Origin of the sequence: Amycolatopsis panacis, assembly GCF_003600245.1 — a bacterium.
Classification (GTDB): domain Bacteria; phylum Actinomycetota; class Actinomycetes; order Mycobacteriales; family Pseudonocardiaceae; genus Amycolatopsis; species Amycolatopsis sulphurea.
On the sequence record NZ_QZFV01000086.1, the window covers coordinates 1 to 18,743 of the forward strand.

At 68.6% G+C, this 18,743-nt stretch carries 16 protein-coding genes; 15 read left to right on the top strand and 1 reads right to left on the bottom strand.

Annotated elements, in window-relative coordinates; genetic code table 11:
- The first annotated feature begins 95 nt into the window (after positions 1-95).
- The 15 genes from D5S19_RS16440 to nuoN all read left to right on the top strand — a co-directional run bounded on the left by D5S19_RS16440 (position 96) and on the right by nuoN (position 17,730).
- The gene (locus D5S19_RS16440) at positions 96-1,388 is read left to right on the top strand and encodes a geranylgeranyl reductase family protein (RefSeq protein WP_199730533.1); all 1,293 of its coding nucleotides are present in this window, start codon (positions 96-98) and stop codon (positions 1,386-1,388) included.
- A gap of 504 nt (positions 1,389-1,892) precedes the next feature.
- Complete coding sequence (locus D5S19_RS16445) at positions 1,893-2,303, top strand: NADH-quinone oxidoreductase subunit A (protein WP_098514868.1); 411 nt, start codon at positions 1,893-1,895, stop codon at positions 2,301-2,303.
- Positions 2,304-2,307: 4 nt separating this feature from the next.
- Complete coding sequence (locus D5S19_RS16450; RefSeq protein WP_098511752.1) at positions 2,308-2,856, top strand: NuoB/complex I 20 kDa subunit family protein; 549 nt, start codon at positions 2,308-2,310, stop codon at positions 2,854-2,856.
- A gap of 5 nt (positions 2,857-2,861) precedes the next feature.
- Entirely contained in the window at positions 2,862-3,614 is a 753-nt protein-coding gene (locus D5S19_RS16455) for an NADH-quinone oxidoreductase subunit C (RefSeq protein ID WP_120024277.1), read from the top strand.
- Positions 3,611-4,945, top strand: a complete 1,335-nt coding sequence (locus D5S19_RS16460; protein WP_120024227.1) for an NADH-quinone oxidoreductase subunit D — start codon at positions 3,611-3,613, stop codon at positions 4,943-4,945. The genes D5S19_RS16455 and D5S19_RS16460 overlap by 4 nt, the downstream gene beginning before the upstream one ends.
- A complete protein-coding gene (nuoE, locus tag D5S19_RS16465; RefSeq protein WP_120024228.1) occupies positions 4,942-5,805 on the top strand; it encodes an NADH-quinone oxidoreductase subunit NuoE in 864 nt (287 codons plus the stop codon). Before D5S19_RS16460 ends, nuoE begins: the two co-directional genes overlap by 4 nt.
- Positions 5,805-7,085 carry an NADH-quinone oxidoreductase subunit NuoF gene (gene nuoF / locus D5S19_RS16470; RefSeq protein WP_120024229.1) on the top strand — a complete coding sequence of 427 codons (1,281 nt, stop codon included), beginning with the start codon at positions 5,805-5,807 and terminating at the stop codon, positions 7,083-7,085. The genes nuoE and nuoF overlap by 1 nt, the downstream gene beginning before the upstream one ends.
- Entirely contained in the window at positions 7,082-9,559 is a 2,478-nt protein-coding gene (locus D5S19_RS16475; protein WP_120024230.1) for an NADH-quinone oxidoreductase subunit G, read from the top strand. The genes nuoF and D5S19_RS16475 overlap by 4 nt, the downstream gene beginning before the upstream one ends.
- Positions 9,556-10,902: an NADH-quinone oxidoreductase subunit NuoH gene (gene nuoH / locus D5S19_RS16480; RefSeq protein WP_120024231.1), complete on the top strand. Its 1,347-nt coding sequence runs from the start codon at positions 9,556-9,558 to the stop codon at positions 10,900-10,902. Before D5S19_RS16475 ends, nuoH begins: the two co-directional genes overlap by 4 nt.
- On the top strand, positions 10,889-11,467 hold the full coding sequence (gene nuoI / locus D5S19_RS16485; RefSeq protein WP_120024232.1) for an NADH-quinone oxidoreductase subunit NuoI: 579 nt from the start codon (positions 10,889-10,891) through the stop codon (positions 11,465-11,467). The genes nuoH and nuoI overlap by 14 nt, the downstream gene beginning before the upstream one ends.
- A complete protein-coding gene (locus D5S19_RS16490) occupies positions 11,464-12,333 on the top strand; it encodes an NADH-quinone oxidoreductase subunit J (protein WP_120024233.1) in 870 nt (289 codons plus the stop codon). The genes nuoI and D5S19_RS16490 overlap by 4 nt, the downstream gene beginning before the upstream one ends.
- A complete protein-coding gene (gene nuoK, locus D5S19_RS16495) occupies positions 12,330-12,629 on the top strand; it encodes an NADH-quinone oxidoreductase subunit NuoK (protein WP_120024234.1) in 300 nt (99 codons plus the stop codon). The genes D5S19_RS16490 and nuoK overlap by 4 nt, the downstream gene beginning before the upstream one ends.
- Before the next feature lie 66 nt (positions 12,630-12,695).
- Complete coding sequence (nuoL, locus tag D5S19_RS16500; protein ID WP_120024235.1) at positions 12,696-14,603, top strand: NADH-quinone oxidoreductase subunit L; 1,908 nt, start codon at positions 12,696-12,698, stop codon at positions 14,601-14,603.
- 1 nt (position 14,604) lies between these two features.
- The gene (locus tag D5S19_RS16505) at positions 14,605-16,155 is read left to right on the top strand and encodes an NADH-quinone oxidoreductase subunit M (RefSeq protein WP_120024236.1); all 1,551 of its coding nucleotides are present in this window, start codon (positions 14,605-14,607) and stop codon (positions 16,153-16,155) included.
- A gap of 12 nt (positions 16,156-16,167) precedes the next feature.
- Complete coding sequence (gene nuoN, locus D5S19_RS16510) at positions 16,168-17,730, top strand: NADH-quinone oxidoreductase subunit NuoN (protein WP_407641756.1); 1,563 nt, start codon at positions 16,168-16,170, stop codon at positions 17,728-17,730.
- An 80-nt stretch (positions 17,731-17,810) separates the two neighbouring features.
- On the opposite strand, the gene D5S19_RS16515 is transcribed toward nuoN, so the two are convergent.
- A complete protein-coding gene (locus D5S19_RS16515; RefSeq protein WP_120024238.1) occupies positions 17,811-18,494 on the bottom strand; it encodes a hypothetical protein in 684 nt (227 codons plus the stop codon).
- Positions 18,495-18,743 lie beyond the last annotated feature (249 nt).

Sequence of the window (18,743 nt, forward strand, 5' to 3'; positions counted from 1 at the left end):
CGTCGTCCGGACCTGAAACAGGTTCAGGCCGGGCTGGCGGTCACCGCCTCCGAGTCCGTGAAGGGCCCCTTCACCGCCCGCTTTAGACTCGAAGCATGACGATCTCCCGCCGCAGCCCGGACCACGATGCCGAAGTGATCGTGGTCGGCGCCGGACCGGCCGGCTCCACAGCGGCCACGTACCTCGCCCGCGCGGGCGTCGACGTGCTGCTGCTGGAGAAGACCGCGTTCCCGCGCGAGAAGGTCTGTGGCGACGGGCTCACCCCGCGCGGCGTCAAGCAGCTGATCGATCTCGGCCTCGACACCAGCGAAGAGGCCGGCTGGGTGCACAGCCGCGGCCTGCGCATCCTCACTGGCGACCTGACGCTGGAGCTCGACTGGCCCGACCTCACCAGCTACCCGCCCTACGGCGTCGCACGCACCCGCCAGGACTTCGACGACCTGCTCGCGAAGACCGCGGTGAAGGCAGGCGCCCGTCTGTACGAACACACCACGGTGACCGGTGCGATCACGAACGCCGCCGGCCGCGTTGTCGGCGTCGAGGCGAAGGTCGGCCCGGAGAAGACACCGGTGCGTTATCGCGCGCCCCTGGTGCTCGCCTGCGATGGCGTGTCCGCGCGGCTAGCGCTGAGCGTCGGCATCGACAAGAACGAGAAGCGCCCGATGGGCGTCGCGGTCCGCCGGTACTACAAGAGCCCGCGGCACGACGACCCGTTCATCGAGGGCCACCTTGAGCTGTGGGACCGCTCGGATCCGCGCAATCCGAAGCTGCTGCCCGGCTACGGCTGGGCGTTCCCGCTCGGCGACGGCACGGTCAACGTCGGGCTCGGCATGCTGTCCACTTCGGCCTCGTTCCGCAACACCGACTACCGCGCGCTGCTGCGTCAGTGGCTCGACGGTACGCCGGAAGAATGGGGCTACCGCGAGGAAAACGCGGTCGGCAAGGTCGGTGGCGCCGGGTTGCCGATGGGCTTCAACCGCACCCCGCACTACCGCGACGGCCTGCTGCTGCTCGGTGACGCGGGCGGCATGGTGAGCCCCTTCAACGGTGAAGGCATTTCGGCCGCGATGGAGTCCGCGCAGCTCGCCGCGGAGGTCGTCGTGCAGGCGCTGGCGCGGCCGGCGGGGCCGTCGCGGGAACGTGCGCTGGCCGGGTACCCGCGGGCGGTGGCCGATCTGATGGGCGGCTACTACCGGCTCGGCAACGTGTTCGCGAAGCTGATCGGCAAGCCCGCGGTCATGCACGCGGCGACCAAGTACGGGCTGCGCATCAACAAGATCCTTCCCTTGGTGTACAAGGGTCTTTCCGGTTGCTACGACGCGCGCGGCGGCGACGGCGTCGACCGCTTGATCGCCGCCCTCGCCCGCGCCACCCCCAGCCCGCGCTGACCCTCGCCGCAACGCTGTGAAGGGACCCTTCACGGACGCTGAGGCTGTGAAGGGACCCTTCACAGCCTTTCCGGGATACGGAACTAACCCAGCTGGAGCAATGGTTGCCCGGCCGGTCAGGTGGGATACGTCACAAGATCGCGTCCGCCGCGGGGTGTGGCACGGTTCCTCAAGAACCCTTTACCGCAGGTCTTGCGCCTGGGCCTGGACACGCACCGGGCTGGCCGTCCGGTCAAGTTAGGCGAGCCTTAAAGTGCGGCCCCTAGGGACAACCGTGTGACTCACGTCCTACACTTCCCCCATGCTTTGTGAATCGCTTCACAACCGCGACGAGTGGCTTGTGAACTATTTCACAAGCTGCCCGCGGCCCGGCCACGGGCCGTAAGGGTGCCCTGACCCTCGGCGGTGTGACCCAGCTCCCTTAGGGTGCCCGCGAGGACTCGGACCACCACCCGAGACGCAACCCGCAGCGGCGCGGAAAGGATGGCGAAAGATCCCGTGCTGATGGTGTCCGTGCTGGCGCAGGCCGATTCCGGACCGGCGGCGCCCGGCCTGAAGGTGTACCTGCCGCTCGTTCTGCTGTTCGTGCTCGCGGCCGCGTTCGCCGTGCTCTCGGTGCTGCTCGGCCCGATGGTCGGCCCGAGCCGGTTCAACCGGGCGAAGTCCGCGGCCTACGAGTGCGGCATCGAACCCTCCCCGCAGCCCCTGGTCGGCGGCGGCCGGATGCCGGTGGCCTACTACATCACCGCGATGCTGTTCATCCTGTTCGACATCGAGATGGTGTTCCTCTACCCGTTCGCGGTGAACGCCAACGCGCTCGGCGTGTTCGGCCTGGTGGAGATCCTGCTGTTCATCGTTACGGTCGGCTTCGCCTACGCCTACGTGTGGCGGCGCGGCGGCCTGGATTGGAACTGAAGCCATGGGCCTGGAAGAGAAGCTCCCCAACGGCATCCTGCTGGCCAGTCTCGAGGGCCTGGTCAACTGGGCGCGCAAGAACTCGCTGTGGCCCGCCACCTTCGGCCTCGCCTGCTGCGCGATCGAGATGATGACCGTCGGCGGATCCCGCTACGACATCGCCCGGTTCGGCATGGAGCGGTTCAGTGCCACGCCGCGGCAGGCCGATCTGATGATCGTGGCCGGCCGGGTGACCCAGAAGATGGCGCCGGTGCTGCGGCAGATCTACGACCAGATGGCCGAGCCGAAGTGGGTGCTCGCGATGGGCGTGTGCGCCTCCTCCGGCGGCATGTTCAACAACTACGCCGTGGTGCAGGGCGTGGACCACGTGGTGCCGGTCGACATGTACCTGCCCGGCTGCCCGCCGCGGCCGGAGATGCTGCTCGACGCGATCCTCAAGCTGCACGCCAAGATCCAGGACGAGCCGATCAACGCCCGCCGCGCCGCCCTTCGCGCGGCCAGCGGGGCGCGCACCGAGCTGGTCCCCTCGTCGATCAAGTACGCGAAGAAGTGAGCCCGGTGCCCGAAAACCCAGCAGAGCGGCCGGAAACCGGCGGCGAGCAGTCCAGTGCCCAGCGGCCGGAGGCCGGTCTGGAACCCCGCAGTGCGGAGCCGGTCGTCGCGGGCCAGGTACGCAAAGGCATGTTCGGCGTCCGCGGCAGTGGCGACACCTCCGGCTACGGCGGGCTGCGGCTGCCCGCGTACAGCCCGCCGCCCGCGGAGCGTCCGTACGGAGGCTGGTTCGACGAGTTCGCCGACGAGCTGTACGCGGCCATGGCCGACAACGAGATCCCGGCGTCCGCGATCCAGCAGACCACTGTGGACCGTGGCGAGATCACCTTCTACGTCGACCGCGACCACCTGGTGCAGCTCGCGACCATTCTGCGCGACGATCCCGGTCTCCGGTTCGAGCTGCTCAGCTCGGTGTCCGGAGTGGACTACGGCGTGGATGTGCCGCAGCGGCTGCACTCGGTCTACCACTTCACCTCGATGACCTACCGGCGCCGGATCCGGCTGGAGGTCACGCTGGACATCGAGGATCCGCACGTGCCCTCGCTGGTCGGGCTGTACCCGACCGCGGACTGGCAGGAGCGCGAGGCCTACGACATGTTCGGCATCGTCTACGACGGCCACCCGGCGCTGACCCGGATCCTGATGCCGGACGACTGGGACGGCCACCCTCAGCGCAAGGACTACCCGCTCGGCGGGATCCCGGTCGAATACAAGGGCGCGGAAATCCCGCCGCCAGACCAGCGGAGGTCGTACTCGTGAGCAGCAACGACGAAACCACGACCGCAGTCCCCGAGGCGGACAGCCGCGACACCACCGAAGGCCGCGTCTACACGGTTTCCGGCGGGGACTGGGACGACGTGCTCGCCGACGCGCAGCACGACGAGCGCATGGTGATCAACATGGGCCCGCAGCACCCGTCCACGCACGGGGTGCTGCGGCTGGTGCTGGAGATGGAGGGCGAGACCGTCACGCAGCTGCGCTCGGTCATCGGCTACCTGCACACCGGCATCGAGAAGAACTGCGAGTACCGCACCTGGACCCAGGGCGTCACCTTCGTGACGCGGATGGATTACCTCGCGCCGCTGTCCACCGAGCTGGCCTACTGCCTCGGGGTGGAGAAGCTGCTCGGCATCCAGGCCCCGCCGCGGGCCGAGCTGCTGCGGGTGCTGCTGCTGGAGATCAACCGGATCGGCTCGCACCTGGTCTACATCGCCACCGGCGGCATGGAACTGGGCGCCACCACCGCGATGACGCTCGGGTTCCGCGAGCGGGAGGAAGTGCTGCACCTGCTGGAGCACCTGACCGGGCTGCGGATGAACCACGCGTTCATCCGGCCGGGCGGGCTGGCGCAGGACATGCCGGCGGACTTCGCCGAGAAGGTCACCGAGTTCTGCAAGGTGATGGACAAGCGGCTGCCGCTCTACGACAAGCTCTTCACCGGTCAGCCGATCTGGCGCAACCGGCTCAAGGACGTCGGCGTGCTGCCGCTGGACGCCTGCCTCGCGCTCGGCGTCACCGGCCCGATCCTGCGGTCCGCGGGCCTGCCCTGGGACCTGCGCAAGACCGAGCCGTACTCGCGCTACGACGAGTTCGAGTTCGAGGTGCCCACTTCGACCGACGCGGACTGCTGGGCGCGGTACCTCATCCGCGTCGAGGAAATGCACCAAAGCCTGAAGATCATCAAGCAGGTGCTGAAGAAACTCGAACCGGGTCCGGTCATGGTCGAGGACAAGAAGGTCGCCTGGCCTGCGCAGCTGTCCATCGGCAGCGACGGGATGGGCAACTCGCTGGAGCACGTCCGCAAGATCATGGGCCAGTCCATGGAATCGCTGATCCACCACTTCAAGCTGGTCACCGAGGGCTTCCACGTCCCGCCCGGCCAGGTGTACTCGCCGGTGGAATCGCCGCGTGGCGAGATCGGCGCGCATCTGGTGTCCGACGGCGGTACCCGGCCGCTGCGGGTGCACATGCGGGAGCCCAGTTTCGTGAACCTGCAGTCGATGCCCGCGATGTCCGAGGGCGGGCTGGTGGCCGACGTGATCGCCGCGGTCGCCTCGATCGACCCGGTGATGGGGGGAGTGGACCGATGACGCACCCGACCGAAGTCCCGGAACCGGGACCACGGGACGCGGAGACCACGCATATGGCCGCGGCGGGCGACACCGACGTCGTCGGTATCGCACCGGATCCCGCGCTGGCGGAAGGAATCCTGGCCGACGGACCGGCCGCGGACATCTTCGACGCGGGCACCGAGCAGCGCGCGCAGGAGATCATCGCGCGTTACCCGGTCGCTCGTTCCGCGCTGCTGCCGATGCTGCACCTCGTGCAGTCGGTGCAGGGATACGTCAGCCAGGAGGGCATCGCGTTCTGCGCCCGCCGGCTCGACCTCAGCGACGCCGAGGTCAGCGCGGTCGCCACGTTCTACACCATGTACAAGCGCCGGCCCTGCGGTGAGCACCTGGTGAGCGTCTGCACCAACACGCTGTGCGCGGCGCTGGGCGGCGACGAGATCTACCGGAAGCTCCAGACCCACCTCGGCTCCGCGGAAAAGCCGTTGGGGCACGAGGAAACCGCGGGTACGCCGGGTGAGCCGGGGTCGATCACGCTGGAACACGCGGAGTGCCTGGCCGCCTGCGACCTCGGTCCGGTGCTGCAGGTCAACTACGAGTACTTCGACAACCAGACCCCCGAGAAGGCGGTCGCGCTGGTCGACGCGCTGCAAGCGGGCAAGAAGCCGGGGCCGACGCGGGGCGCGCCGCTGAGCGACTTCAAGGGTGCCGAACTGCAGCTGGCCGGGTTCTTCCCGGAGGACGAGGCGACCTACCGCGCGGACGTCGACGGGCCGTCGCAGGCCGTTGAAACGTTGCGGGGCGCGCAGCTCGCCGCCGACCGCGGCTGGACGGCGCCGGGCGCGCAGGACGTTCCGCTGCCAGAGTTGGAGAAGAAGTAATGCCTGATCCCATTACTCCGGTCCTGACCAAGCGCTGGCTCTCGCCGCAGTCCTGGCGGATCGAGACCTACGAACGGCTGGAGGGCTACACCGCGGCGCGCAAGGCGCTGGCCGGGACGCCCGAACAGCTCGTGCAGGTGGTCAAGGACTCCGGGCTGCGGGGCCGTGGTGGCGCCGGATTCCCTTCCGGCGTGAAGTGGTCCTTCATGCCGCCCAACGAGGACAAGCCGCACTATCTGGTGATCAACGCCGACGAGGGCGAACCGGGTACCTGCAAGGACATCCCGCTGATGATGGCGGACCCGCACTCGCTGATCGAGGGCTGCATCATCGCCTCGTACGCGATGCGTTCGCACCACTGCTTCATCTACGTCCGCGGCGAGGCGCTGCACTGCATCCGCCGGCTCAACGCGGCCACGCGCGAGGCGTACCAGAAGGGTTACCTCGGCAAGAACATCTTCGGCAGCGGCTGGGATCTCGAACTCACCGTGCACGCCGGCGCGGGCGCCTACATCTGCGGTGAGGAAACCGCGTTGCTGGACTCGCTGGAAGGCCGTCGCGGGCAGCCCCGGCTCAAGCCGCCGTTCCCCGCGGCCGCCGGGCTGTACGCCGCGCCGACCACGGTGAACAACGTCGAGACCATCGCGAGCGCGCCGTTCATCATCAACGCCGGTTCGGCCTGGTTCCGCGAGATGGGCCGGGAGAAGTCGCCGGGGCCGAAGATCTACTCGATCTCCGGTCACGTCGAGAAGCCCGGCCAGTACGAATGCCCGCTCGGCACCACGCTGCGCGAGCTGCTGGAACTGGCCGGTGGCATGAAGGACGGCATCCCGCTCAAGTTCTGGACGCCGGGTGGCTCGTCCACGCCGATGTTCACCGCCGAGCACCTGGACACCCCGCTCGACTTCGAGGGCGCGGCCGAGGCCGGTTCGATGCTCGGCACCACCGCGGTGCAGGTCTTCAACGAGACCGTTTCCGTGCCGTGGGCGGTGATGAAGTGGACGCAGTTCTACGAGCACGAGTCCTGCGGCAAGTGCACGCCGTGCCGGGAAGGCACGTACTGGCTGGCGCAGATCCTGGAGCGGATGGTCGAGGGCCACGGCACCGAAGAGGACATCGACACCCTGCTGGACGTGTGCGACAACATCTTCGGCCGCTCGTTCTGCGCGCTCGGCGACGGCGCGGTCTCACCGATCCAGAGCGGGATCAAGTACTTCCGGGACGAGTTCCTCGCACTGTGCGAGAGCAACAAGCGTGAACTGGTGGGAGCGCAGGCATGACGATCGCGCCCGACAAAGCAACGACCGGCGAGACGCCGGTCCCCGAAGGTCACGTGAAGCTGACCATCGACGGGGAAGAGGTCATCGCGCCCAAGGGTGAGCTGCTGATCCGCACCGCCGAGCGGCTCGGCACGGTCATCCCGCGGTTCTGCGACCACCCTCTGCTCGACCCGGCGGGTGCCTGCCGCCAGTGCCTGGTCGAGGTGGAGATGGGCGGCCGGCCGATGCCGAAGCCGCAGGCCTCCTGCACCATGACGGTGGCCGACGGCATGGTGGTCAGGACCCAGCTCACCTCGCCGGTCGCGGACAAGGCGCAGCAGGGCGTGATGGAGCTGCTGCTGATCAACCATCCGCTGGACTGCCCGATCTGCGACAAGGGCGGGGAATGCCCGCTGCAGAACCAGGCCCTCGCGCACGGCCGCGCGGAATCGCGGTTCGTGGACACGAAGCGCACGTTCGCCAAGCCGCTGCCGATCTCGTCGCAGGTGCTGCTCGACCGCGAGCGCTGCGTGCTGTGCCAGCGTTGCACCCGGTTCTCCGACCAGGTCGCCGGCGATCCGTTCATCGCGCTGCTCGAACGCGGTGCGCACCAGCAGATCGGCACCGCCGAAACCGCCGACGTGCTGGACCTGGCTTCGCGTACCACCAGCGGTGATCCGTTCCAGAGTTACTTCTCCGGCAACGTGATCCAGATCTGCCCGGTCGGCGCGCTCACCAGCGCGGCCTACCGGTTCCGGTCCCGGCCGTTCGATCTGGTGTCCACGCCGAGCGTGTGCGAACACTGTTCGTCCGGCTGCGCGGAGCGCACCGACTTCCGGCGCGGCAAGGTCCAGCGCAAGCTGGCCGGCGACGATCCGGAGGTGAACGAGGAGTGGCTGTGCGACAAGGGCCGCTTCGCGTTCCGGTACCTGCAAGCCGGTGACCGGATCCGCCGTCCGCTGGTCCGCAACGAGGCCGGCGCGCTGGAAGAGGCATCCTGGACCGACGCGCTACGGGTCGCTTCGGCCGGGCTGCTCAAGGCCCGCGAGGGCAACGGCGCGGGCGTGCTGACCGGCGGCCGGCTGACCGTCGAGGACGCTTACGCGTACTCGAAGTTCGCCCGGATCGCCTTGCGCACCAACGATATCGACTTCCGTGCGCGGGCACACTCGGCCGAGGAGCTGGCGTTCCTGGCGGCTACGGTGGTGGGCGGCACGCCGGAGACCGGCGTGACGTTCCGGGAGATCGAACGGGCGCGCACGGTGCTGTGCGTGGCCTTCGAGCCGGAGGACGAGGCGCCGATCGTGTTCCTGCGGCTGCGCAAGGCGGCCCGCGGGAACCGCACCCGCGTTGTCCACTTGGGACAGTGGACCACTTCCTCGGTGCGTAAGACCTTCGGCGAGCTGCTGGCCTGTCTGCCGGGTGCCGAAGCCGCCGCGGTGGACGGGATCGCCCAGCACGCGGCCGATCTCGACGAGGCGCTGCGCGGCGAAGGCGCGGTGATCCTGGTCGGCGAGCGGGCCGCGGAGGTGCCGGGCCTGTTCTCCGCACTGCACCGGCTCACCGAGCGCACCGGCGCCCGGCTGGCGTGGATCCCGCGCCGCGCCGGCGAACGGGGCGCGCTGGAGACCGGTTGCGTGCCGACGCTGCTGCCCGGTGGCCGCGCGGTCACCGATGCGGCCGCCCGTGCCGAGGTCGAAAAGCTTTGGGGCGCTTCCCTTCCCGCCGAGCCCGGCCGGGACGTGACCGGCATCCTGCAGGCCGCTTCCGGCGGCCGGCTGGACGCGCTGGTCGTCGGCGGTGTGGACCCGAACGACCTGCCCGACCCGGATCTGGCCCGGCGCGCGCTGGACAACGCCGGGTTCGTGGTCAGCCTGGAACTGCGGGCGAGCGAGGTGACCGAACGGGCCGACGTGGTCCTGCCGGTCGCGCCGTCCGCGGAGAAGGCGGGCAGCTACCTCACCTGGGAGGGCCGCCGCCGCGAGTTCGCTGTGACGCTCGAAGGCACCGGCTCGCTGCCGGACGGCCGGGTGCTGGACACCCTCGCGGTCGAGATGGACGCGGACCTGTTCACCCAGACCCCGGCCGCCGCCGCGGGCGACTTCGCCAAGCTCGGCAAGGCTGTGAAGGGAACCTTCACGGACTCTGAGTCCCTGAAGGTGGCCTTCACGGACCTGCCGCGGGTGGGGTCGGGGCAGGCGGTGCTCGCCACCTGGCGGCAGCTGATCGACAACGGTTCGCTGCAGGACGACGAGCCCCACCTCAAGGGCACGCAGCGAACCCCGGTCGCGCGGCTGTCGGCGAAAACCGCGGCGGGCCTCGGCGACACCGTGCGCGTGTCGAACGAGCGTGGTTCGATCACGCTGCCGGTCGAGGTCGCCGACCTGCCCGACGGTGTGGTGTGGCTACCCGGCAACTCCGACGGCTCGGCCGTCCGCTCCGCGCTCGCCGCGGGGCACGGCACGCTGGTGCAGATCTCCGGAGGTGACCAGTGAGCCCGCAGCTCACGCAGGTACTGACGCAGTTTCCCGATGCCGCCGAGCGCGCACGGCTGCTCGCCGACGATCCGTGGTGGCTGTACCTGATCAAGGCCGTGGTGATCCTGCTGATCGGCCCGATCCTGACGATCTTCCTGATCGTCTGGGAGCGCAAGGCGGTCGGCCGGATGCAGAACCGGCCCGGCCCCAACCGGGTCGGCCCCGGCGGCTACCTGCAGTCGCTGGCGGACGCGCTGAAGCTCCCGTTCAAGGAGCAGATCATCCCGGACACCGCCGACCGCAAGGTGTACTTCCTCGCGCCGGTGCTGTCCGCGGTGCCCGCGCTGATCGCGCTGGCGGCCATCCCGTTCGGCCCGGTGGTGTCGATCTTCGGCCACCGCACCGTGCTGCAGCTGATCGACCTGCCGGTCGGGGTGCTGGTGATCCTCGCCTGCTCCTCGATCGGGGTGTACGGCATCGTGCTGGCCGGCTGGGCCTCCGGTTCGCCGTACCCGCTGCTCGGCGGGCTGCGCTCGGCCGCGCAGGTGATCTCCTACGAGATCGCGATGGGCCTCTCGATCGTCGCGGTGATCCTCTACTCGGGTTCGCTGCAGACCTCGGAGATCGTGCAGGCGCAGGCGCACGGCTGGTACTTCTACCTGCTCATCCCGAGTTTCGTGATCTACGTGATCTCGATGGTCGGCGAGACCAACCGCGCGCCGTTCGACCTGCCGGAGGCCGAATCCGAGCTGGTAGGCGGGTTCCACACCGAGTACAGCTCGATGAAGTTCGCGATGTTCTTCCTCGCCGAGTACGTGAACATGGTGATCGTCTCGGCGTTCTGCACCACGCTGTTCCTCGGCGGCTGGCGGTTCCCGTTCGTCGGCGACGATTCGCCGCTGAACCAGAACTGGTGGCCGGTGCTCTGGTTCTTCGCCAAGACCTTCGTCCTGCTGTTCGGCTTCATCTGGCTGCGCGGCACGCTGCCGCGGCTGCGGTATGACCAGTTCATGCGGCTGGGCTGGAAGGTGCTGGTCCCGGTCAACCTGGTCTGGATCATCGTGGTGGTGGCGATCAAGACCATCCGGTGGAGCTGGCCGCAGATCCTGGTCGGGGTCGGCATCGTGCTGGTGGTGCTGGTGCTGCTGAGCCTGGCGCTGCCGGACAAGAAGCCGCCGCCTTCGGACTATGTGGACCTCACCGGTGGCGGGCATCCGCTGCCGCCGCTGGACCTGCGGGTCCCGGAGAGCACACCGCGCCAGAAGGCGCTGGCCAAGGCGGAGGCGAGGGCCGCCCGGCGCAAGCCCGCCGAGGTCGGCGCCGCGGCCGGACAGGAAGGGGCAGAAGATGGCGGCAACTGACTTCCTCAATCCCATCAAGGGATTCGGCGTCACCTTCGGGATGATGTTCAAGAAGGTCGCCACCGAGGAGTACCCGGAGGCCGGTGCCCCGGCCGCCCCGCGTTACCACGGGCGTCACCAGCTCAACCGGCATCCGGACGGGCTGGAGAAGTGCGTCGGCTGCGAGCTGTGCGCCTGGGCCTGCCCGGCGGACGCGATCTTCGTCGAAGGCGGGAACAACACCGACGAGGAGCGGTACTCCCCGGGTGAGCGGTACGGGGCGGACTACCAGATCAACTACCTGCGCTGCATCGGCTGCGGGCTGTGCGTCGAGGCCTGCCCCACCCGGTCCCTGACGATGATCAACTTCTACGAGCTGGCCGACGACGACCGGCAGCGGCTGATCTACACCAAGGAAGACCTGCTCGCCCCGCTGCTGCCCGGCATGGAGCAGCCGCCGCACCCGATGCGGCTCGGCGAGAACGAGCAGGACTACTACGTCAACGGGCCACAGCTCGAAGCACGCTTCTCAGCTGAGAGCTCATCGGACGCCGTCGCCCGCGGGGCGCAGGAGGCGAAGCAATGATCAGCGCCCTTCTCGCGCAGGCCCCGGCCGCCGTGGACCAGTCGGTCTCGACGGGCGAGGCGATCGCGTTCTGGATCCTCGGCCCGCTGTGCCTGCTGGGCGCGCTGGGCATGATCTTCTCCCGCAACGCGGTGCACTCGGCGCTGTGGCTGGTGCTCACCATGCTCAGCCTCGGCGCGCTGTACATGACGCAGAACGCGCCGTTCCTCGGGTTCACCCAGGTCATCGTCTACACCGGCGCGATCATGATGCTGTTCCTGTTCGTGCTGATGCTGGTCGGCCGGGAAAGCTCCGATTCGGTGGTCGAAGTGCTGCGCGGGCAGCGGATGGCGGCCACGTTGCTCGGCATCGGGCTGGCCGCGCTGATCGCGGCCGGGGTGTTCCGCTCGCTGGTGAACGTGACCCCGGCGCAGCCACTCGACCCGTACTCGCCGACCGGCGGCGGTGCGGGCGGGCTGGGCCGGATCATCTTCACCCAGTACCTGTTCCCGTTCGAGCTGACCTCGGCGCTGCTGATCACCGCCGCGCTCGGCGCGATGGTGCTGGCGTTCACCGACCGGCACGCCAAGGGCGGCAAGCGCACCCAGCGTGAGCTGGTCCGGATGCGCTTCCGCGGGGAGCACGACCGGCCCTCGCCGCTGCCCGGTCCCGGGGTGTTCGCCACCGCGAACTCGGTGGCCACCCCGGCGCTGCTGCCGGACGGTTCGGTGGCGCCGGAGTCGCTGTCGGAGATCATCGAGTCCACTTCGGCGATCCAGCTCATGCGCGAGCGCAAGCTCATCGCGGACGAGGGGCCGAAACCGGACGCGCATGCACTGGTCGGCGGCACGGACCAGGCCGCGGACGAGAAGGGGGAGGAGAAATGACCCCGAGCTACTACCTGCTGCTCTCGGCGTTGCTGTTCGCGATCGGCGCGGTCGGCGTGCTGGTGCGCCGCAACGCGATCGTCGTGTTCATGTGCATCGAGTTGATGCTCAACTCGGTGAACCTCACCCTGGTCACCTTCGCCCGGATCAACGGCGGGCTGGACGGCCAGGTGATGGCGTTCTTCGTGATGGTGGTCGCGGCCGCCGAGGTCGTGGTGGGCCTGGCGATCATCATGGCGATCTTCCGCACCCGCCGTTCGGCCTCGGTCGACGACACGAACCTGCTGAAGTACTAAGGTGCCGCCTCATCCCCTCCGCCCGCCCTCAACGGAGGCGCCGCGCGCCACTGAAAGGATTCGCGAGTGACCGCATCATCGTGGCTGCTGGTGGCCCTGCCCGCCCTCGGCGCCCTGATCCTCCTGCTTGCCGGGAAACGGGCGCGGACATGGGGACACCTGCTCGGCACCGCGACCGTCGTACTGGCCTTCGTGTACGGCGTGATTCTGTTCTTCGCCGGCGACGGGAAATCCACTGTGGACACCACGGTGTACTCCTGGATCCCGGTCGGACAGTTGCAAGTGGACTTCGGTCTGCGCATCGACGCGCTGTCGCTGACGTTCGTGCTGCTGATCACCGGTGTCGGCATGCTGATCCATATCTACTCGATCGGCTACATGGCCGAGGACGAGGGCCGGTCGCGGTTCTTCGCCTACCTCAACCTCTTCATCGCCTCGATGCTGATCCTGGTGCTGGGCAACAGCTTCGTGACGCTGTACCTCGGCTGGGAAGGCGTGGGTCTCGCGTCCTACCTGCTGATCGGCTGGTATCAGGGCCGTCCGTCCGCGGCCACCGCGGCGAAGAAGGCGTTCCTGATGAACCGCGTCGGTGACGTCGGTCTCGCGCTGGCGATCTTCCTGATGTTCAAGTACACCGGTTCGACCGGCTACGCGCAGGTCTTCGACGGTGCCGCGAACGGGCAGATCCCCCCGGGCGCGATCACCGCGATCGCGATCCTGCTGCTGCTGGGCGCCTGCGGTAAGTCCGGCCAGTTCCCGCTGCAGGCCTGGCTGCCGGACGCGATGGAAGGCCCGACCCCGGTGTCCGCACTGATCCACGCGGCGACCATGGTCACCGCGGGCGTCTACCTGGTGGCCCGCTCGAACGCGATCTTCAGCGCCACGCCGGACGGCAGGCTGGTGGTCACCCTGGTCGGCGCGGTGACGCTGCTGATCGGATGCATCGTCGGCTGCGCCTACGACGACATCAAGAAGGTGCTCGCGTACTCCACGGTCAGCCAGATCGGCTACATGATGATGGCGGTCGGCCTCGGGCCGGGCATCTACGCGCTGGGCATCATGCACCTGGTGGCGCACGGCTTCTTCAAGGCCGGGCTGTTCCTCGGGGCGGGTTCGGTCATGCACGGCATGAACGACGAGGTCGACATGCGCAAATTCGGTGGCCTGGCGAAGAAGATGCCGATCACCTTCGTCACCTTCGGCCTCGGCTACCTGGCGATCATCGGCTTCCCGTTCCTCACCGGGTACTACACCAAGGACGCGATCATCGAGGCGGCGTTCGGCCAGGAAGGCTGGCGCGGCTGGGTGTTCGGCCTCGCGACGGTGCTCGGCGCCGGGCTGACCGCGTTCTACATGACCCGGTTGATGATGCTGACCTTCTTCGGCAAGCCCCGCTGGAAGGACATCAAGAGCAGCGACGGCCGGGACTTCCATCCGCACGAATCGAAGCCGGTGATGTGGATCCCGATGGCGATCCTCGCGGTCGGCTCGGTCGGTACCGGTGCGTTCTTCGTCCTCGGCCACCGGTTCGTCAACTGGCTTTCCCCGGTGGTCGGCCGGTTCGAGGAGGCCGACCACACCCCGATTCCCTCGGGGACGGTGCCGGCGATGACGCTGGTGCTGGCTGCCCTCGGGGTGCTGCTCGCGGTCTGGCTGTTCCGGCCCTCGCGCGACATCCCCGTGGAGCGTCCGGAGCGGGTGGCCTGGCCGGTCCGCGCGGCCCGCAAGGATCTGTACGGCAATGCGCTGAACGAAACGCTGGTCGCCCGTCCGGGCACCTGGCTCGCGCGGGCGCTGGTCTACGTGGACAACCGCGGGGTGGACGGGGCGGTCAACGGGCTCGCCGCGGCACTCGGCGGCGGGTCCGGGCGGTTGCGCAGGCTGCAGACCGGATTCGTGCGGTCCTACGCGTTGTCCATGCTCGGTGGCACGTTCCTGCTTCTGGCGGCCCTTCTGCTGGTGAGGTTCTCCTGACATGACTTGGCTTCTGGCGCTCATCCTGCTGCCCCTGGTGGGGTCGGCGGTGCTGGCGTTCCTGAAGGGGAACGACCGGGCCGCGATCGCCACCGCGCTGGTTGTGTCCATTGTGGAGTTCCTGCTGATCATCCCGTTCTGGGCGAGCTACTCGCCCTCGGGGGAGCGCATCCAGCAGGCGTCCACAATGGACTGGATTCCGACCTTCGGCATCCACATCTCGTTCGGCACCGACGGCATCTCGCTGATCATGATCGCGGTGATCGCCCTGCTGGTACCGATCGTGGTCGGCGCGCTCGGGCTCACCGACAAGCTCCCGGCCGGCCGTACCGCCGGCGGGTTCCTGTCGCTGATCCTGTTGCAGGAGGCGATCACCATCGCCGTCTTCGCGGCGACCGACGTGTTCCTCTTCTACGTGCTGTTCGAGATCATGCTGATCCCGATGTACTTCCTGATCGGCGGCTACGGCGGCGCGAACCGGCAGTACGCGGCGGTGAAGTTCTTCCTGTACTCCTTCCTCGGCGGCCTGATCATGCTGGCCTCGGCGATCGGGGCGTACTCGCTGGCCTCGGACAAGCTGGGCAAGGGCACCTTCGACTGGGCCACCCTGGTCACCGTGGTGCGGGACGCGCCGACCAGCACCCAGGTCTGGCTGTTCCTCGGCTTCTTCCTGGCGTTCGCGATCAAGGCGCCGCTGGTGCCGTTCCACACCTGGCTGCCCGACGCGGCGGGTCAGGCGCCGATCGGCGTGGCGGTGCTGCTGGTCGGCGTGCTGGACAAGGTCGGCACGTTCGGGTTCCTGCGGTACTGCCTGCCGATGTTCCCGGAGGCGAGCAAGACGCTGGCGCCGCTGGTACTGGTGCTCTCGGTGATCGGGGTGATCTACGGATCGATCCTCGCCGCCGGGCAGACCGACATGAAACGGTTCCTGGCCTACGTCTCGATCGCCCACTTCGGATTCATCGCGCTGGGTATCTTCACCTTCAACGAGCAGGCCATGGTCGGCTCGGTGTCCTACATGCTCAACCACAGTCTCTCCACCGGGATGCTGATCGTGGTGGTCGGGCTGATCGTGATGCGCGGTGGTTCGACCCGGATCTCCGACTACGGCGGCATGGCGAAGGTGACCCCGCTGCTGGGCGGGATGCTGCTGCTCGCGGGCCTGTCCGCGCTGTCGCTGCCCGGCACGAACTCGTTCATCAGCGAGTTCCTGGTCCTCCTGGGGTCCTTTGTGGACCATCCGGTGTACACGATCATCGCGACCGTGGGCATGGTGCTCGCCGCGGCCTACGTGCTGTGGCTCTACCAGCGGATCATGCAAGGCCCGGTGCGCGGGGACGCACTGGTCGGCGTCGGAGGAGGGCCGGGGACCGCGATCGCCCCGGAACTCGGTGCGAAGAAGGCCATCAAGGACCTCGGCGGACGCGAGATCGCGATTCTCGCGCCGATGGTCATCCTGATCATCGGCTTGGGCTTCTATCCCAAACCGATGCTCGACACGATCACCCCGTCGGTGCAGGCGACGCTGTCTGCCGTGCAGGGAGGCAAGTAAACCGTGCTCGACATGTTCCTCGCGCAGGCGCCCACCGCGCCCGTGCCAGTGCCCGCGGTGGATTACGCGGCCGTGCTGCCGATGCTGATCGTCTTCGGCGTCGCGTGTGTGAGTGTGCTGGTGGAAGCGTTTGCGCCGAAGGCGACGCGGTGGGGCATCCAGGTGGGGATCTCGATCATCGCGATCCTCGCCGCGGGTGTCTCGCTGATCACCTACGCCAGTGGTTCCTCGCCGAAGGCGGGCACCACCACGTTCTCCGGGGCGATCTCGGTGGACCGGCCGTCGCTGTTCCTCTGGGGCACGCTGCTGCTGCTCGCTCTCGGCGCGGTGTTCCTCATCGCGGACCGGAAGATCGTGCCGGGCGGCGCGTTCGTCGCGCAGGCGGCGATCAGCCCCGGCACCGTGCAGGACCGGGAGCAGGCCGCCACCACATCGCAGACCGAGGTCTTCCCGCTGACGCTCTTCGCGCTCGGCGGGATGATGGCCTTCTGCGCGGCCAACGACCTGCTCACCATGTTCATCGCGCTCGAAGTGCTGAGCCTGCCGCTGTACCTGATGTGCGGTCTCGCGCGGCGACGCCGGCTCATCTCGCAGGAAGCCGCGGTGAAGTACTTCCTGCTCGGCGCGTTCTCCTCGGCGTTCTTCCTGTACGGCCTGGCGCTGCTCTACGGCTACGCGAACTCGGTCAAGCTCGCCGACATCGCCCACGCGGCGGCCGGTTCGGACCGTTCGGACACGCTGCTGTTCGCCGGGCTCGGGCTGCTCGTGGTCGGCCTGCTGTTCAAGGGTTCGGTCGGCCCGTTCCACACCTGGACGCCGGACGTCTACCAGGGCGCACCGACTCCGGTCACCGGATTCATGGCGTCCTGCACGAAGGTGGCCGCGTTCGGCGGAATCCTGCGCGTGCTGTCCGTGGCGTTCTCCTCGACCAGCTGGGAATGGCGCGGGGTGCTGTGGGCGGTGGCGATCATCTCGATGGTGATCGGCGCGATCCTCGGCCTCACCCAGACCGACGTGAAGCGGATGATCGCCTACTCCTCGATCGCGCACGCCGGCTTCCTGCTCGTCGGCGCCATCGCGATGACCGAGAACGGCCTGTCCAGCACGCTTTTCTACCTGCTGGCCTACGGATTCACCACGCTCGCCGCGTTCGGCGTGATCAGCCTGGTCCGGGACGCGAGCGGCGAGGCCACGCACCTGTCCGCCTGGGCCGGGCTGGCGAAACGCTCGCCGATACTGGCCGGGGTGTTCACGTTCCTGTTGCTGGCACTGGCCGGCATCCCGTTGACGAGCGGGTTCGTCGGCAAGTTCGTGGTGTTCTCCGCGGCCCTGTCGGACGGGATGGCGCCGCTGGTGGTGGTGGCGCTGGTGTTCAGCGCCGTGGCCGCGTTCTTCTACCTGCGCGTGATCGTGCTGATGTACTTCTCCGAACCGGCCGCCGACGGCCCCACGGTCACCGTCCCCGGCGGCTTCACCACGGCGGCCATCACGCTCGGCGTGGTGGTGACCCTGGTGCTCGGCCTGGTCCCGGCGTTCGCACTGAACTGGGCCGGATCGGGCGGATTCGCCTCCTGACGCGCGGCCACGCAGCACCGCCAAAGCTGTGAAGGGACCCTTCACGGACTCAGCGTCCGTGAAGGGTCCCTTCACAGCTTTCAGGGGGTCGGGGAGCAGGCCGTGCGGCCGACGGAGACGGAGCCGGAGATCCCGGACGCAGGCGCGAAGTCGATGCGCAGCATGGTGAGGCCGATGCTGCCGTTGCCGGGGGTGGTCTGTGCGTTGAAGACCGCGGTGGCCAGCACGGTGCCGTCGGGCCTGGTGAGCGGTTTCGCGTAGTTCACGGGGATCGGCGAAGGCAGGCCGGTGATCCCGGAAAGCCCGCTGTAGGTCCAATTCGCACTCGTCTGGCGCTGCATACCCGTGCAGGTGACGGTGTAGGAGCCCAGCTTCACCCGCGGTCCGCGCGCGCTGACGAGTGCGGACAGCTCGAAGTTCTTTCCGGTCGTGGTGGACGTGGTCTCCGTGCGGCTGGTGGCCGGATCGGTGATCTTGGTGGTGCAGGAGGACTTCCCGCCGCCGAAGGCGACGCCCGAGGACATAGCCGCGCCGGACGCCTCGGTCTCCGGCCCGTCGACCGAGCACGGTGCGACCGGCGAGATGATGATGGTGCTGGTGCCCTTGGTGAACGCCGCGCTGCCGGCATCGGCCACCCCGGCGAGGCCGGCAGCCGACGCGCCGGAAAGCGGCGCAGCCTGTGCCGTGCCCGGTCCGGCGAGCAGCCCGCCTGCCGCCACCAGCACCCCGGCCAGCCCGGCTCGCCTGATCGTCGTGTTCGGCATGTGCGTCGTCCTCCTTGGTCGAAAGAGCGGTTCCTCTCCGTGACTATCCGCGACCCCGATTCGCCCGTTGCGCGAGACGGCGTTGATCACTCGTCCGGGAGGGTGCGGCAACCTGTTCGGGGGATCCGGTGAACCCGGCCGCGGCGGCCGGGAAGGGGTTTTACCCGCTGTCATCTTCGTCACCGTTTCCCCTGGACAGCGGGTAAACGGGGCGCTTCGGGCAACCACTACCCTGGAGTCGTAAACCCG